General features: G+C 67.1%; 12 protein-coding genes. 5 read left to right on the forward strand and 7 right to left on the reverse strand.

Annotation, left to right across the window (positions count from 1 at the left end):
• Positions 1-766: 766 nt before the first annotated feature.
• Both ACTU6U_RS00145 and nudC read right to left on the reverse strand, forming a co-directional pair.
• Complete coding sequence (locus ACTU6U_RS00145) at positions 767-2,488, reverse strand: ATP-dependent helicase (protein WP_443467143.1); 1,722 nt, start codon at positions 2,486-2,488, stop codon at positions 767-769.
• Positions 2,485-3,402, reverse strand: coding sequence for an NAD(+) diphosphatase (nudC, locus tag ACTU6U_RS00150; RefSeq protein WP_443467144.1), 918 nt, complete (start codon positions 3,400-3,402; stop codon positions 2,485-2,487). The genes ACTU6U_RS00145 and nudC overlap by 4 nt, the downstream gene beginning before the upstream one ends.
• 64 nt (positions 3,403-3,466) lie before the next feature.
• Here nudC and ACTU6U_RS00155 point away from each other — a divergent pair, with 64 nt between their 5' ends.
• On the forward strand, positions 3,467-4,726 hold the full coding sequence (locus ACTU6U_RS00155) for a phosphotransferase (protein ID WP_443467145.1): 1,260 nt from the start codon (positions 3,467-3,469) through the stop codon (positions 4,724-4,726).
• On the opposite strand, the gene ACTU6U_RS00160 is transcribed toward ACTU6U_RS00155, so the two are convergent.
• Both ACTU6U_RS00160 and ACTU6U_RS00165 read right to left on the reverse strand, forming a co-directional pair.
• A complete protein-coding gene (locus ACTU6U_RS00160) occupies positions 4,672-8,100 on the reverse strand; it encodes an ATP-dependent helicase (protein WP_443467146.1) in 3,429 nt (1,142 codons plus the stop codon). The genes ACTU6U_RS00155 and ACTU6U_RS00160 overlap by 55 nt on opposite strands.
• Positions 8,097-11,330 carry an ATP-dependent helicase gene (locus tag ACTU6U_RS00165; protein ID WP_443467147.1) on the reverse strand — a complete coding sequence of 1,078 codons (3,234 nt, stop codon included), beginning with the start codon at positions 11,328-11,330 and terminating at the stop codon, positions 8,097-8,099. The genes ACTU6U_RS00160 and ACTU6U_RS00165 overlap by 4 nt, the downstream gene beginning before the upstream one ends.
• A 91-nt stretch (positions 11,331-11,421) precedes the next feature.
• Here ACTU6U_RS00165 and ACTU6U_RS00170 point away from each other — a divergent pair, with 91 nt between their 5' ends.
• Both ACTU6U_RS00170 and ACTU6U_RS00175 read left to right on the forward strand, forming a co-directional pair.
• A complete protein-coding gene (locus ACTU6U_RS00170) occupies positions 11,422-11,646 on the forward strand; it encodes a DUF3107 domain-containing protein (RefSeq protein ID WP_443467148.1) in 225 nt (74 codons plus the stop codon).
• 5 nt (positions 11,647-11,651) lie between these two features.
• The gene (locus ACTU6U_RS00175; protein ID WP_443467149.1) at positions 11,652-11,939 is read left to right on the forward strand and encodes a hypothetical protein; all 288 of its coding nucleotides are present in this window, start codon (positions 11,652-11,654) and stop codon (positions 11,937-11,939) included.
• Positions 11,940-11,967: 28 nt separating this feature from the next.
• Here ACTU6U_RS00175 and ACTU6U_RS00180 read toward each other — a convergent pair whose 3' ends face one another.
• On the reverse strand, positions 11,968-12,678 hold the full coding sequence (locus ACTU6U_RS00180) for a ferritin-like fold-containing protein (protein ID WP_443467150.1): 711 nt from the start codon (positions 12,676-12,678) through the stop codon (positions 11,968-11,970).
• A 172-nt stretch (positions 12,679-12,850) separates the two neighbouring features.
• Here ACTU6U_RS00180 and ACTU6U_RS00185 point away from each other — a divergent pair, with 172 nt between their 5' ends.
• On the forward strand, positions 12,851-14,371 hold the full coding sequence (locus tag ACTU6U_RS00185; protein ID WP_443467151.1) for a DEAD/DEAH box helicase: 1,521 nt from the start codon (positions 12,851-12,853) through the stop codon (positions 14,369-14,371).
• Positions 14,372-14,500: 129 nt separating this feature from the next.
• Here the strand turns inward: ACTU6U_RS00185 and ACTU6U_RS00190 are convergent, their stop codons facing one another.
• The gene (locus ACTU6U_RS00190; RefSeq protein WP_443467152.1) at positions 14,501-15,367 is read right to left on the reverse strand and encodes a PHP domain-containing protein; all 867 of its coding nucleotides are present in this window, start codon (positions 15,365-15,367) and stop codon (positions 14,501-14,503) included.
• Positions 15,368-15,455: 88 nt separating this feature from the next.
• Between ACTU6U_RS00190 and ACTU6U_RS00195 the strand changes: the two genes are divergently transcribed.
• Positions 15,456-16,472 (forward strand): endonuclease/exonuclease/phosphatase family protein, encoded by a 1,017-nt coding sequence (locus ACTU6U_RS00195; RefSeq protein WP_443467153.1) that lies wholly within the window; start codon positions 15,456-15,458, stop codon positions 16,470-16,472.
• On the opposite strand, the gene ACTU6U_RS00200 is transcribed toward ACTU6U_RS00195, so the two are convergent.
• On the reverse strand, positions 16,408-16,803 hold the full coding sequence (locus tag ACTU6U_RS00200) for a DUF3054 domain-containing protein (RefSeq protein WP_443467154.1): 396 nt from the start codon (positions 16,801-16,803) through the stop codon (positions 16,408-16,410). The genes ACTU6U_RS00195 and ACTU6U_RS00200 overlap by 65 nt on opposite strands.
• Between the last annotated feature and the right edge of the window lie 23 nt (positions 16,804-16,826).

Below are 16,826 nucleotides of genomic sequence, written 5' to 3' on the forward strand. Positions count from 1 at the left end.
GTCCACTGATCATCGAATTGCGCCCTTCGGGGCGTAATCGCTGGTCAGACTCGGGGAATGCCTCCCCTTTCTCCGACGACGCTGACCAGAATCGACCCGGCCTTTCCCCTGCTCTGGCGTGACGTCGACACGGTGCAGTTCGGGCTGGAGGCCGAGGTTGTCGTACCGCTTTCGGCTCCGTGGGTCGAGCCGCTCCTCCAGGCCATGCGCAACGGCTTCCGGCGCGCATCGTTCGACGTGATCGCGCACGGGCTCGGCGCGCCGCGAGGCCCAGCCCGTGAGCTGCTGCGAGCGCTCGAACCTGTGCTGCGTCCCGATCGCCGGCCACTGCCGCAGATCTGGGTCGAGAGTGTCAACCTCAGTGACTCACGCGTTCAGGCGCGGGTCGAGCACGCGCTCGTCGACGAGGGCTTCGCGACGGTCGATCGTGGCGCGCATGATGCTGTCGGCATCGTGCTCGTGCACGGCGCCGCATCCGCGCATCAGCTGGCAGGTTACCTCCGCGACGATCTCCCCCATCTTCCGGTGGCGTTCGAACCCGGCGGCACGACCATCGGTCCGATGATCGTGCCTGGCCACACTCCGTGCCTGTCGTGCCGCGACGCCCACGAGCGCGACCGGGATCCCGCGTGGCCCCGCATGCACGCCCAGCTCGTCGGTGCTACGTCGGTCGACATCGCTTCCGTGCGCACGATCGAAGCGGCTGCCCTTGTCGCGCGCATGCTCGGCGAGATCGACGACGCGAAACTCACCCAGTCCGTCCGGATCAGCGGCGACGGGCGGCGCCTGTGGAGCGAGGCGAAATTTCACGCAGATTGCCTGTGCCGCGAGCAGACGTCCCGATCTCCTCAAGGAACCGCGAAGGGCGCCGATCCCCTCGCCCAGACGAACGCGACCACGACAGCGCCAGCGTTCGTGCGGCGCGCGTGATGCCGACGTAGGCAAGGCGCCGTTCCTCATCGATGGCGTCGAAGCCTGTCGCGTACGAGATCGGCAACGCACCCTCAGCGCAGCCGGCCAGGAACACGTGCGGCCATTCCAAGCCTTTGGCTGCGTGCAGAGTCGACATCGTCACCGTCTGCATCGTCGGCTCGTGCTGGTCCTTCGCCCGGGCCATGAGAGTCTCACTGAATGAACGCAGCGTCGTGTCATCGCTCGCCTCCTCCGCGAGGCGCAGGATGGCACGCCGGGCCTCCCACCCATCGCGCTGTGCGCCGCCCGCGGCCGGCGGCTCGTCGGTGAGACCCATTTCGCGCAGCACCCTGCGCACATTCGGCAGGAACCCGCGCTCTGTCGGCGCGACGGATGCTCCACGAAGAGCGAGCACCGCTTGACGAACCTCTGGCATGTCGAAGAATCGCTTGCCGCCGAGCACCGTCGAGGGGATCCCTGCTTCGGCGAGCGCCTGCTGGATCGGGGCGGATTGCGCGTGCGCCCGGTAGAGGATGGCGATCTCGGACGGTTGGGCACCAGCCTTGATCCGCGCGACGATGCCAGTGGCGATGCCAGCAGCTTCCTCCGCGTCACTGTCGTATGCGGTTACGGTCGGCGCATCAGCCGTCGGCGCTTCGCGGGCTGCGACGAGCTCAAGCGCGCCGGGGCGCCCCTTCATCAGCGCATTGGCTGCGTCGAGAATCGGGGGCTGCGAACGATAGTTCGTCTCGAGACGCACGACCGTGGCATCAGGGTACGTGCGGCCGAACTCCAGCAGGTAGCGCTGGTCGGCACCCGCGAAGGAATAGATCGTCTGGCTCGCGTCACCGACCACGCAGATGTCGCGGCGTTCACCGAGCCACAGCTCCAGCAGACGGTTCTGCAGTGGTGAGACGTCCTGAAACTCATCGACCGTGAAATGCCGGTACTGCTCGTGCACCGATGCGGCGACACGGGTTTCGGCCTCCAGCATTCCCGCACATGCCAACAGCACGTCCTCGAAGTCGAGCTGATGACGATCATCTTTGAGCACTTCGTACCCGCGCTGCAGTTCGGCGAGCTGGTCGGTGTTCACCCGACCGACCGATTTGCCGAGTGCCGCATGCTGATCGATCGTCAGCATCGAGACCTTGCGCCATTCGATCTCACTCGCAACGTCACGCAGCGTGGCGGTATCGAGCCGCAGACGCAGCTGCTCTGCGGCCTGGCCGAGAACACGCACCTTGTTGTCGACGATCTTCGGGGCAGGAGAACCAGCCAGTGTCGGCCAGAAGAAGTTCAACTGCGCGAGGGCTGCCGCGTGGAAGGTGCGCGCTGAGACGCCCTCGATACCGAGCGCGCGCAGTCGACCGCGAAGCTCCCCCGCGGCCTTCGAGGTGAAGGTGACAGCCATCACTCGGCTCGGCGAGTAGGCACCGGTGTCGACGCCGTGCGCGATCCGGTGCGTGATGACGCGAGTTTTTCCCGTACCGGCTCCAGCGAGAACTGCGACGGGTCCGCGCAGTACCGTTGCTGCTTCCCTCTGCCGTTCATCGAGCGCGTCGAGTGCGCTCACTGGGGCCCAGCGTCCGTGATCCGGGCAGTAGGATTCCGGTCTTCGTACCAGTCGATGATGAGCGCGCGGGCGATGGATGCGGGGCCAGGAAGCCCGATCGGGCCGTCGCCGTTCAGCGCGGAACCGATCTCCTCGCGCGTGCACCAGCGCACGTCGATGATCTCTTCACCGTCGGGCCGTGCCTCCCGTGCGTCCGATGCCGTCGCCCGGAAGCCGATCATGAGCGAGCGCGGGTACGGCCACGGCTGCGAAGAGATGTAGCGGATATCGTCGAGGTGGACGCTGGCCTCCTCTTCGATCTCACGATGCACCGTGGTCTCGAGCGATTCGCCCGCCTCGACGAACCCGGCGAAGCACGAGTACATCCGTCCTCGCCAGTTCGCGTTCGCCCCGAGCAGCAGCCGCTCTCCGTCCGCGCTCTCGACGGCGACGATCACCGCCGGATCAGTGCGGGGGAAGATGTCGACCTCACAGGTCTCGCAGCGCCGGGACCAACCGCCCTGACGCAGCACGGTCTCGGCGCCGCACTTCTGACAGAATCGCGCATCGCGCAACCAGGAGGCGACAGTGACGGCGGCGACGAGCGTCTCGGTGTTCTCCGCGTCGAGCATCCCACCGGTGTCACGCACCCCCAGCCAGGTCTCGGCGGGCGCGGCGTCGATCGAGTCGTGTTCGGGCTCCACCGCGGCGATCAGGATCGTGCGGCCCTGGCCGTCACGGCCGAGCAAGCCCCACTCCGCACCCTCGCCGACCTCCGACGGCGAGACAGTCACAAGAGCATCATCCGCAACGCGCGCACGCCCTTCGCGGACGACGATCACCAGAGCATCCGCCGATGAACGCAGCGCATCGAGGATGCCCGGTTCATCGCGAAGGAAGCCAGCGCGGTCGAACACGGCGCGTGAAACGTTCATCGACTCCTCTTTCGCAGGCGTGGCGTAGGCGGAACCGCACCCGAGCACACCTAACCTTGGGGTCATGGCACGGTCTCCCTTTACTCTAGCGGCGGCGGTCACCGCCGCTCTGCCCGGGGCGGAGGTCGTGGGAGCACGATCTCTCACGGCCGACGGCGATGGACGATTCGACTCCGCCGTCGTCACCCTCGCCGATGGACGAGAGCTCGCGATCCGCGTCGGTGACGACGACGAGACCTCACGAGAGCTCGCTTCCGAGTCGATCGCGCTGCGAGCGCTGACGACGGGAGCCCGTGCGATCCTGCCCTTCCGCGTGCCCGAGTACCTGGGTGAAACCCGACTCGCAGACGGACGTGCGCTGGTGACCGAGCTGCTGCCCGGGTTCCAGATCGAAGCGACTCACGTGCCGAGTGGGCGGGGTGCTGCGGCATCCATGGGTGCCGCGATCGCTGCCGTGCATGCCCTCCCTGCCTCGGTCGTGCGCAGCGCCGGCCTCAGCGCGCGCAGCGCTGAGGAGGTACGCGCCGAGATCGGCCGGCTGGTCGACGGCGCGGCCGCAACCGGCCGGGTCCCTGCCAGGCTCACCGTGCGCTGGCGCGAAGCCGTCCAAGACGATGACCTGTGGCGTTTCGAATCAGCCGTGACGCTCGGCGGTGTGAAGGCGACCTCCTTCCTGTTCGAAGACGACCCAGAGCGCGGGCCAGAGGTCACAGGGCTCCTCGACTGGCATGGTCTGTCGCTCGGCGATCCTGCGGTCGACCTCGCGTGGCTCTCCTCTGCACCGGATGCTGCCGGCGACGTGCACGCGACCTATGCAGAATCCTCCAATCGTGCACCCGATGCCGCACTCGCCGTACGCGCACGGATGCTGGCCGAACTCGAGTTCGCCCGCTGGCTGGTGCACGGCGATGCGATGCATCGCGAAGACATCGTCGATGATGCGGCTGCGCTGCTGGATGCGCTCGCCGAGGGTCTGCGCGAGAACGATCTGACGGTGATCGCTGCCCGCGGCGAGGGCGTCGATTCCGCGCTGGACGCTCTTGATCATGTCCCCGCGACGGCATCGACCGGCATCAACACCTCGATGCAGACCGATGCCTACAGCCCCGGTGATCTCCTTCCGGAGGAGTCGCTCTCCACAGGCACCGGCGATGTCGCGGTCGCCCGTGTGAAGGATGCTGACGCGACAGAAGACCTCTCAGACGTCGCTGAGTCCGGACTCATCCCCTCAGATGAGCCCCTGTCGCAGGCCGAACCCGCCGATGAGGCTCAGCGCGCAGCGCGCGCGGCGCTCCACCGCTGGACCAATTCTTCCTCCGAATAGACCCGTTCGCCTCTGATCACGAGGTCATCGGCCACGTAGTAGAGGGCGACATCGATCTCATCGAGCGGAACGCCGAACCGACGGTGGTAGGCGAGTCGATACAGCGCGAGCTGCAGCATCCGCTCGTCCTTCTCCGCCGCCGTTCGGGGTGCCTTGCCTGTCTTCCAGTCGACGATCTCGATGCGTCCACCGCGATCCGCGCGGCGATAGACGGCGTCGAGCTTGCAGATGACGATGTGCCCGTGACCTGTTTCATCTGCCGCGAGGACGAAGTCGATCTCGATCTCCACCGCGATCGGGCGTAGCTCGGCCCACTCGCTGCGTTCGAAGATCGCGCGCAGCTGCTCCAAGTCTTCGATATCGGTCGCTGAGGCGTTCCACGCTTCGGGCGCCTCGTCGTCGATCTCCCACAGTGCACTCTGCGGGCTCGGCGCCGTGCCGACGAGTCCCGAACGATGCTCGACCCACGCGTGGAACAGGGTTCCGAGCCTGGTCTGCCGATAGGGGCGCTCTGGCATGGGTCTGGTGAGGCTGTGGACGGTGCCTGCGTAATCGGTGATGTAGTCCTTGAACCGTGAGGCCGGCACTCGAGTCGGCGCCTCGGCAGTGACGCCGCGCTGGCGTTCTGCGCGCTCGGCGAGGAGCCTGCGGAGCATGTCGCTCGGCGCGGCTGCATCGTTCTGGAACTCGTCACGCACGGCGTCCGCTGCCTCCTCGACCCTTGCGCGTCTGGTTCCGAGCGGGTCGAGGGGCCAGATGCTGGTCTTGCCCTCACCCTCGTAAGGGTTCTCGTCCTCGTCGATCTCGGTCACCGGATCGATGCCGATGACGTCGAAGGCCTCGAGCAGGTAGGGCCCTGGCTTTCGCGGCTTCTTCTGTCCTGCCCAGTGCGAGCCGCTGAGCAGGAGGTCTGTGCGCGCACGGGTGACGGCGACGTAGCCCAGCCGGCGCTCCTCCTGCTGCTGGTAGTCGCGATAGGCGTCTTTGAATACCGTGATCGCGCCGGGAGTCGACTTGCTCGCGCTGGTCAGCGACGCGATTCCCGCTTTGAGCCGTTTGGCGGGGTCGAGTTCTTCCTCGGTCGGGGGCAGCCAGTTGAACGTCGGGAGGGCCGCACGGTCGCCGCGCAGTGCGAAGGGCAGCACGCCGAACCCGAACCAGCCCGAGGTGTCGCTCGGGCGCGATGGCAGCTCGCCGTCGACCATGCGAACCACCGCGACCGCATCCCACTCGAGGCCCTTGGAGCCGTGGATGGTCAACAGCTGCACGACTCCGGGCTCTGGCAGTTCGGGACGCGGCATGAGTTCATCGGTGCTCTCGGCCTTATCGAGCCAGGCCAGCAGGCTGCCGATCGTCCCTCGATCGTCAGCGGCGAGAAACGCACGCACCTCATCCGCGAACGTACGAAGCTGCGTGGCGGCGACCCGCGCAGGTCCGCGCGACTCGTTCGCCGCCAGTTCGATATCGAGGCGCAGCTCGAGCTCGATGAGCCTGATGAGCTCGGGGATTGGCTGACCCGATGCGCGGCGCAGTCGCTCGAACATCTCCCCCGCTGCGCGGATGCGCGCTCTGCCCTCCGACGAGATTCCCTCCAGCAGACGGTAGTCATCGCGCAGCCCTCGCACGACATCGACCGCGTCCACGATGGAGACCGCTTCATCGGCACCGCGCGAGGCCCTGATGCGTGATCGCAGCTCTTCCGGCAGCGGCAGCAGACCGCTGTCGCGCCGGGACAGCTCCCCGGCCAGCGCGTACAGCGCCCCCATATCAGCGACCCCGACGCCGAAGCGCGGGCCGACCAGCAGGCGGATCAGCGGCGAGCCGGCGTTCGGATCGTGGATGACGCGGAGGGCCGAGAGCACATCGACGACCTCGGGAGTGGCCAGCAATCCGCCCAGCCCCAGGATTCGATGCGGAATGCCGCGTACGGCAAGTGCTTCAGCGAAGGTCTGCATATGCCGCTTGGAGCGGAACAGGATCGCACCGGTGTGCGGATTCGCGCTGTCACTGTGAGCTGCCCGGCGCTCGGCGAACCATTCCGCAACCTGTGCGGCCTCATCGTGCACAGTGAGCGGAAAGCGCACGCCGACGGTTCCCGCGCCGGCGCCGGGGCGCGCTTCGAGCGGCGGCACGTCGAGCTCTGCCCGTCGCAGCGGCTTCAAGACCTCGTTGGCGATATCGAGGATCGTGCTGTCATTGCGCCAGCTCGTCATCAGGCTGTAGCTGTGCGCGGGCTGTTCGGCGGCGAAAGTGGCGGCGAACGCGTAGAGATTGTCTGCACTGGCACCGCGCCAGCCGTAGATCGACTGATGGGGGTCGCCGACCGCCATCACCGCCTGATCCCGGAAGAGCGCCGCCAGGAACCGGGTCTGGATGACCGACGTGTCCTGATATTCATCAAGGAGCACGACCCGATGCTGTTCCCGCAGATCTTCGCGCACGTCAGGAGCGGTCTCGACGATGTCGAACGCGCCGCTGACCTGGTCGGCGAAATCAAGGACGCCACGACGCTGCTTCTCGGTGTTGTACTCGCGGACGAGTGCGGTCAGCGTGGGCAGCGAGAGCAGGTTGTCGGCGATCTTCGCGATCGGGTCACTGCTGCGATAAGGCTCGAACGCCCGCGCCTGCTCTACTGCGATGCGCTCAGCCCGGCCGAGGTCGGACCGATGATCGAGCGCATCGCCGGCAAGACGCTGCACGGCGTCGACGATGGTCGCGACCGACAGCTCGATGTCTTCGAGCTGTGGCAGGTCAGCGCGAAGCACCACCTCACGGGCGAGCATCCACGAGGCCGCTTGAGTGAGCATCGCGGCATCCGAATCTCGGCCGATCCGCGCGGCGTGCTCCCTGACGATCGAATCGGCGAAGGCGTTGTAGGTCGACACTCGCGGCTGCACCAGCAGATCGTCCGCAGTGCGTGCCGCCGCAGGATTCCAGCCGGTGCCGTAGTTCACCGCGAGCTCATCGAGGACATGGTTGCGCACGAGAGCCTTCTGCGCCGACGTCGTGGCTGCGTTCACGCGCGCAAGAGCACCGGATGCCACGATTTCAGGCACATGCGCAAGCAGCCCGCGCCTGCCGAACTCGTCGATGACCGCGAGCCGGGCCCCGATGCGCTCCGCCAGCTCGCCGGCTGCCTTGCGGGTGAAGGTGAGGCCGAGGATCTCGTCGCGGCGCACGTGTCCGTTGGCGACCAGCCAGACCACTCGCCCCGACATCGTCTCGGTCTTGCCGCTGCCCGCGCCCGCGACCACCAGAGCGGGGGTCGGCGGTGCCTCGATCACGCGCTGTTGCGCCTCGGTGGGAGGGAACTGACCCAGCGCCGCCGCGACATCGAGTGCCGACAGCCCCAGGCCATCACCCCACGCGCTCATGCACTCACCGCGGGAACGGTGTGGATGCGGCACGGCTGCACCCGCCACTGCACATCAGCGCAGTGTGCTTCGACGTGCGCAGTGAACGTGTTCGCCGACATTCCCTTGGCGGCATCCGCAAGTCGGCCCAGAAAACGCGTGCGGTCCTCGCCGACAAGAGTGTGCTGATGCGCGACCCGATAGTCACTGCCAGAGAGTGTCTTCGCCACCAGCACCAATCTGGCACCGGCGAGCGCCTGCGCGTCGGCATCGGTGACGAGCCCCTGCTCAACTGCGATCTGATACGCGGCGAGCTGTGCATGGTCTATGACCTTGGCATCGGACTCCGACTCGTACTTGCCGGTCTTGAGATCGACCACCACGACGCGCTCCCCCTCGATGTTCGTTCCCATGGCTGCGAAGTTCTTGCCCCGAGCCGCCGCGTGCTCGCCTCCGCCGCGCGGATAGGCCTCGACACGGTCGATGAACCCGTGCACGAGAGCGCGGTGGGGCCCGTAGACCTCGTCGCCGACGTAGACCTCAGGTGCGTTTTCTGCCACCTCGTCGCCCACCTCGACGGCGAAGCGGAACTCGACCTCGCTGGCCAGAACGCGCCCGCGCTCGGTGACGACGTTCCCGAGGTACGAGTGCAGACGGTCGATGTAGAGCTCTGCTCGGCGCCGTTCCTTCCGGCCGATCCATTCGGTCTCGAACTCCAGTTCCGGCCAGAGGGCGGCGACGACCTCACGCATCTTCTCGAGCTCGCCATCGGGGACTGTCTCCATCGCCGAGTGGATGATCGTTCCGATCCCCGCCGACGGCGGCAGCACGGTGTCGCCTCCGAGGGATGCGATCACCCAGTTGAGCTCGCACTCTTCGAACGCCTCCATCTTCGACGGAGAGACGCGTGCGGCCTCGACCTGGAGATCGTGCAGGGGCGCCGTCGTCGAAGGCTCGGCAATGCCGTACCACTCGGCGGGGGCAGCGCCTGACACCTCGGCTTCAGCGAGCAGACGCAACTGCTGGGCAGCAGCCACGCGCTCCGCAGGATTCGTCGTACTGGTGAGCGTGCGCCGGTGCTTCGCAACCAGTCCGCGCAGAGTGAGCGGATGCTCGGCGGCAGGATGCTGCGAAGACGGCGGGGGTGCAGGAAGGAATGAGAAGAAGGCGCTGGGACCGGTGGTGTCGTCATCGACCGCGGTGACCAGAATGCGCGTGCGCGCCCGGGATACAGCGCGCACGAACAGGCGCAGTTCATCGTGCAGTGCGTCGCGACGGCGATCAAGGACCCCCTGCGGCGCCTGTTGTGCACCAGTGCGCGCTGCGACTACGGCATCCGCCAGGCGCCATGTCTCGAGCAGGCCGCCGCGGAGACGCGTGTTGGGCCAGACGCCGTCCTGCACACCAGAGACGATCACCGCATCGAACTGCGTGCCCAATGCCGTCGCGGGCGTGAGCAGCGTCACCAGGCCTGGGCGATCCGGCGTCGAGAGGGTGTCTTCGGGCACCTCGCTGTCGAGGATGTCGCGCACGAAGGTATCCGGCTGCTCTTCGGGTGTCCGCTCCACGAAGCGCTTGGCCGCATCGAAAAGCGCAACCAGCGCATCCAGCGCACGAGCGATCTCGCCGCCGCCGTGCTGCTCGGCACTCTCGCGCCAGGACTTCTGCAGCTTAGAGCCGTCCAGCGCGCGCGCATCATCCCAGATGCGCCAGAGCAGTTCGTGGATCGTCTCTCCGGCCTCAGCCGCCGCCGTCGTCTCAGCAAGCGTCTTGGCGAAGCGGGCAGCGACGCGAGCCTCGGGAGCATCGATGAAGGTGAACGCCGCCGGATGGCTCATCGCCTCGCGCAGCAGCTCTCCCGCGGGGGTCGAGCCGCCATCGGCGAGCTCGTTGTGGCGCATTCGCGCGCGCAGGCGCCGAAGACCGACGGCATCCATCCCACCGAACGGCGAGCGCAGTGCCTCGATGAGCGCCTCGGTCTCTCGCTGCTCGAGCGGCGTCAGCGCGAGTCGCACGATGCCGACGATGTCGCGCACGACGCTCTCGCTGCCGAGCGGCCGCTGCACGCCCGCGGCCCGGGTGGGAACTTCGCGGGCTGCGAGCTCGGTCTCGAGGGCCGTCACCTGACGGGTGTCGTGCGCGATGACCGCCATGTCGCTCCACGCGATGCCCTCGGTGAGATGCCACTCGCGCAGCGTTCCCGCGATCCGATCGATCTCTTCGTACGGAGAGGAGGCGAGGAACGTCTGCACCGCCGGGTCTGGATGCTCCGGCGCGGGCCCTGGCGGCCGGCGATGCTCCACTCGTCCGGCCACACCGATCGCCTGAGTCACGGTGCGCGTCAGATCGATCAGGGCCGGCACTTGCCTGTGCGGCGTATCGAGCACGAACACCTGGCCGAGCATTCCGGCCAGGTCGTGGAACAGCTGCGGGCTCGCACCGCGGAACGCCCCCGAGGAGATATCGGGATCACCGAATGCCAGCACGGCGATCCCCCGCGAGCGCAATGCCTGCACGAGCGTGATGCCGCCACGTGTGATCTCCTGCGCATCATCGATCAGCACGACGCGCAGCGGCGCGAGAGGACCCAGGGTCGCAGCATCCGCCTCGAAGAGAATCGCGGAGGCTTCGCTGATCAGATCGGCGGCATCGCGATATGAGGTGCGCATGCGCGCGAGCACTGCTCGGTACTCGTCGAGGAAATCACCCGCGACGCGCCACACCGCGCGATCTGAGGACTGCAGCTCTGCAGGAGTCACTCGGAGCTCGGTACATTCCGCGAGAAAGGCGCGCAGTTCGGAACGGAAGCTCTTGGATGCGCGAACGGCGGGGCTCAACGTCTCCGGCCACCTGCTCGCTTCTCCCGCTGCCTCGTCTTCTGCGTCCCCCGCGAGCAGGTCGGCGATGATGCGATCCTGATCTGCGCCGGTCAGGAGTGCCGGAGGATCTTCACCGGCGCGAACCATCGCCCCCCGCACGATTTGGAAGGCCAGCGACCCCAAAGACCTCGCGAGAGGACCGGGGGTCGCCTGCCCGACTCGCACACCGATCCGGTCGCGCAGCACGGTCGCCGCCTGTCGATTCGCTGTCAGCGCAAGAACCTCTTCGGGGGCGAGTGCCCGCTCTTCGAGCAGGTGCACGACACGCTCGATCAGCGTCTGCGTCTTGCCCGTGCCCGGTGCACCGATGATCACAGCGGATGCCTCGACGGGGGCGTTCACGACCACGCGCTGTCCGGCATCCTCTGTCATGTCATCCACGCTATCGGCAGCCGCAGACAGCGCCGCGACACCTGCCCGCGGGGTAGAGTCGTCTCAGTCCCCGAATCTTCAAGGAGCACGCGTGGAAATCCGCATCGGCATCATCAACACCGGCCGCGAACTGAACTTCGAGACCTCCACCTCTGCGGACGAGGTCCGCACCCAGGTGGCCTCCGCTCTCGAGCAGAACGCCGCTCACGTGAGCTTCATCGATGTCAAGGGCAACTCCTACATCATCCCCACGGCGAACCTCGCCTTCGTCGAGCTCGGCACCGAAGAGTCCCGTCGCGTCGGCTTCGTCGCCTGACCCGGATGTACATCCTTCTCGCGCTCATCGCAGCGTGCGCGTGCGGCATCGGTGTTCACTACCTGTTGCCGCACCGCTCGCTGCGCGGTGTTGCGCTCGTGCCGGCGATCGCGACGGCGTCCTCCGCAGTGATCTACACGGTCATGCAGTGGGCCGGCATCAGCGACGGCAACGGATGGCTGTGGCTGGCGAGCATCGTCGGCGCACTCCTGATCGCCACTGTCGCCGGCGCGCTGCTGACGCAGAACCGGCGCACATCGGATGCTGCCAAGAAGGCCGCGCTCGGAATCTGAGCGACGCGTCTGAGCGACGCAGGAACAGCTACGCGGCGAGTCCCATCGCGTCCATGCGGCGTGCGTGCGCGCCCATGAGCTCGGTGTAGACCGGTTCGACGCGCTCTTCTTCTACCGCGAGACGCTCGCTGCGCAGGGCCTGACGTGCAACGAGAAGGGTGTCGCCGACGAGTCGGCGCGCCCACATCGACAGGAGCGAGCGCCACTCGCCATCGCTCTCGATCGTCTTCTTGAGGATCGAGACGACCTCTCCGGTGTCATCGTCCTCGCTGAGGATCTCGGCGACCCGTGCGCCGGTCTCGCCGTAGCTGGAGGCAAGCGCGAGGTAGAAGTCGTCCAGCATCGCTGCCGTGATGTAGACCGCGAGCAGCGTCTCCCGCGGGCGGACGCCGATCGTCTTCCGGCGGAACGCGTCGAGCGGCTCCTGGAACGGCAGCATGATCTCAGTTGGGTCCTCGCCCTGAGCGGTGATGACCTCGACGATTCCGCGGTGCTTGCTGAGCGCTGCGCCTGCGGCGCGCGTCAGCGCGGCCTTCTCATCGAGCTCGGGCGTCGCGCGGATGAGACGTGTGAGCGTCTCGAAGTATCCGAGCTGCAGATAGGCGGCTTGGCCGAGGAAGCGATCGAGCTCGGGAGCGAGCTCGGCGAAGTCGACACGCGTCGTACCGCTGTGCTCCCCACGACCGCGCAGGGCAAGAGCACGTCGGGGCTTGTCTCGCTGCCAGAACCACTTCACCACGCAATCAGACTACCCGCGCAGGCCCATTCCTCGGCGCTAGACGCCCCTCGGGGTAGGCTGGACGAGTCCTGCCGTAGGAGCAGGGCGCCGCGCCTGTGGCACAAGAGACGGCGTGGATCCGTTACGTGGCGGCCTCTTCTTCAAGAACTCCGCCGGACAGGCACACAAAAAATTGACTACTTTCACTGATCTCGGCATCGATCAGGACATCGTCGAGGCACTCACTGCCAAAGGCATCATCGACGCGTTCCCCATTCAGGAGCAGACCATCCCGCTCGGTCTTCCCGGTCAGGACATCATCGGCCAGGCCAAGACCGGTACCGGCAAGACCTTCGGCTTCGGCATCCCTGTGGTGCAGCGCCTGGGTCTGAACCCCGAGCCCGGCGTCAAGGCCCTCATCGTCGTGCCGACCCGCGAGCTCGCGGTGCAGGTCTATGAAGACATCGATCTGCTCACCAGCAACCGCTCCACCAGCGTCGTCGCCATCTACGGCGGCAAGGCGTACGAAGGACAGATCGACCAGCTCAAGGCTGGCGCGCAGATCGTCGTCGGAACCCCCGGTCGCCTGATCGACCTCGCCGGCCAGCGTCTGCTCGACCTCTCGGGTGCGGTCGAGGTCGTCCTCGACGAGGCCGACAAGATGCTCGACCTCGGCTTCCTCGCCGACATCGAGAAGATCTTCCAGAAGGTGCCGGCGGTGCGCCACACCCAGCTGTTCTCGGCGACGATGCCCGGCCCGATCGTGGCCCTTGCACGCCGCTTCATGTCGAACCCGATCCACATCCGCGCGAACGACCCCGATGAGGGACTGACGCAGGCGAACATCAAGCACCTCGTCTACCGTGCTCACTCGATGGACAAGGACGAGATCATTGCCCGCATCCTGCAGGCCGAGGGCCGCGGCAAGACCGTGATCTTCACCCGCACCAAGCGTGCGGCTCAGAAGCTCGTGGACGAGCTCGGCGACCGCGGCTTCAACGTCGGCGGTGTGCACGGCGACATGGGCCAGGAGCAGCGTGAGCGGTCGATGGCCGCGTTCAAGGCCGGCAAGCGCGACGTGCTTGTCGCGACCGATGTCGCCGCCCGCGGCATCGACGTGGATGACGTCACTCACGTCATCAACCACACGATCCCCGACGAGGACAAGACGTACCTGCACCGCGCCGGCCGCACCGGCCGTGCTGGCAAGACCGGGATCGCAGTGACCTTCGTCGACTGGGAGGACCTGCACAAGTGGGCCCTCATCAACCGCGCCCTCGAGTTCGGCCAGCCCGATCCCGTCGAGACCTACTCGTCGAGCCCGCACCTGTTCGAAGAGCTCAACATCCCCGCCGGCACCAAGGGAAGACTGACTACAGCGCCGAAGGCCGAGAAGCCGGCATCAGAGCGTCGCCAGCGCCCGCCGCAGAAGGCCGCAGATGCTGCCGCTGAGGGCACGGACGAAGGCACGACGCGTCGCCGTCGCCGCCGCCGCCGCGGTTCGAGCGCCGAGCAGGTCGGTTCGACCTTCACTGAGGACGCTGCACCCGCCTCGTCGGCAGGCTCCGCTCCCGCACCCGCCGCAGATCGCGACGCTGAGGGCGCCGGAACACACGATGGCGATGCGACGAACGAGCACCGCGATGGAAAGTCCGCACCGCAGCGCCGTCGCCGTCGTCGCCGCTCCGGAGGCGCAGCGCCCACCGGCGCCTGAGATTCGCAGCGCGACCCGTCTCGCGCGGCCGTTTCCTGTTGGCGCTGCTGTTATTTCTGCAGCGCGAACCGGAATGAGCCGCGCGACTCAGAGAACCGCCGCGCGACTCAGAGAACCGCCGCGCGAACGTCAGGGGTAGCGGGGAGTTGATCCACTCGCCTGCGCGATGATCCGCTCGACCATCGCGTCGGCGGTGGTGTTCTCGCCTGGCCGGTTCGGCTTGCCCGTGCCGTGGTAGTCGCTCGACCCCGTCGCGATGAGATCATGCTTCACAGCGAGCTCGCGCAGCATGCGCTTGCCCGGCTCGGTATTCTCGCGGTGATCGATCTCGAAGCCGCCGAGGCCTGCGTCGATCAGCTGCTCGATGTACGGCAGCGGCATCTGTTCGCGTCCTGACGTGGCGGGGTGGGCGATGATCGCCACTCCCCCAGCATCCGTGATCAGGCGCACGGCGGTGATCGGATCCGGCGCGTAGTGCGGCTCGTAATACCCCTCACGCGGATGGAGGATCCCCTCGAACGCCTCTGTCCGGTCACGGACAATGCCGCGCGCGATGAGCGCATCGGCGATGTGCGGCCGGCCCACCGTGGCATCCGCCGTCGTGCGTTCGAGCACGTCGTTCCAGGTGAGGTCGTAGTCGCGGCTGATGTTCCCGACGATGCGCTCTGCCCGACCCAGCCGGTCATCGCGGATGCGATCCGTCTCGGCGCGCAGCGCCGGATCGGCCGGGTCGAACAGGTAGGCCAGGACGTGCACGCTGCGCCACTGCTGCTTCGCAGACAGCTCCATGCCGGGGATGAACGTCATGCCGAGGGATGCCGCGGCCTCCGCCGCTTCGCCCCACCCGGTCGTGCGGTCATGGTCGGTGAGCGCCAGCGTGCGCAGTCCATACCCGCGTGCCTGCCGCACCACGTCTTCTGGGCTTTCCGTGCCGTCGGAGTGGTTCGAGTGCAGGTGCAGATCGCTCGGTCCCGCGAAAATCTGCACATCGGTCATATCCCTGACATTACTGCTGTCTCAAGGACCTCGACTGAGACCGTGCCGCGGCAGGTGATTCACAGCGTCTCCCTCTACGCTCGTGATGATGTTTCGTCTGTTGGGGATCCTCGTCACCGTGCTGTTTGCGATCGCGACGGCGATCGTGGTGTGGCCGCAGTTCTTCCACCTCGAGCAGACGTTCCCGTTCGCACAGCTCGTTGCCGTCCGGGGGCTCGTCCTGGTCGGTCTGCTCGCAGTGTCCGTCGTATCGCTGCTTCTGCTGTTCGCCCGCCCGCTGCGCGGGTTCGCGGCATCCATCCTCATCGTCGCGCTGCTCGGAGCTGCCGCAACCGGTGCGATCGGCGCAGTGCGCGGTTTCGGCACGGGCGCGCTGCCAGAGAAGACCGCCGAGAGCGTGCGCGTTCTGACCTGGAACACTGCGGGTGAAGCGGTCTCCGCCGAGACGATCGCCGATGCGATCCTGACCCAGCAGGTCGACGTCGTGACCCTGCCCGAGACCGCGGAATCGGTCGGCGAGCGCATCGCGGTCATGCTCCGCGAGCAGGGGCATCCGATGTGGGTCCATCACGTGCAGTTCGGCAACGTCGACAACGGCCCTCAAGCGTGGGAGACCACGATTCTCATCTCCCCCGCGCTCGGCGACTACTCCGTGATCGCGTCCTCTGAAGATGGCAGCAGCAACACCGGTTCTGTCCCGAGCGCGGTCGTGATGCCCGTCAGCGGCGTAGGCCCCACGATCGTCGCCGTACACGCGGTCGCACCGCGCATCGAAGACATGGCCGGCTGGCAGTCCGACCTCGACTGGATCGCAGATCAGTGCCCTGAGGGTGACTTCATCCTCGCCGGAGACTTCAATGCGACGATCGACCACATGGCGGCCCTGGGCACGGGCGGCGGCGACATGGGCTACTGCCGCGATGCCGCCTCACGCACCGGCACCGGAGCAACCGGAACTTGGCCTGCGAAGTACCCCGAGCTCGTCGGCGCACCGATCGACCATGTCATGGCCAGTCAGAACTGGAATCCGACCGGCTCGCTCATCCTCGACGCGGCGGGGTCGGACCACCGCGCGCTCGTCGTTCAGCTCGAGCCCGCGGGCTGATCCCCGCCCAGATCGCACGCCAGCCGAGCAGGAAGAGCGCGAGGGTGAGCGTCGCGACGATGATGAACGGCACGGCCGTCCCCTGTCCGCTGAACGATCGCAGCAGCAGGCCGATGACCACGGTCAAGAACCAGACCATGACGCCGGGCAGCATCCGGTCGGGTTGCGCCTTGCGCAGCAGCAGCACACCGTGTGCGAGCACCAGTGCCAGCACGAACGGCCAGGTCGTGTTCAGGAATCCCGGCAGGTCGCTGAAGATCCCTTCGGCGTGAGAGAGACGCCCGATCACGCAGAACACCACGACAAGCACGAGATCTATGAGAATCGCCACATGCCCAGCCTACGCAGGAGTGA

The organism is Microbacterium zouquanmingi, from assembly GCF_052266695.1.
Lineage (GTDB): Bacteria > Actinomycetota > Actinomycetes > Actinomycetales > Microbacteriaceae > Microbacterium.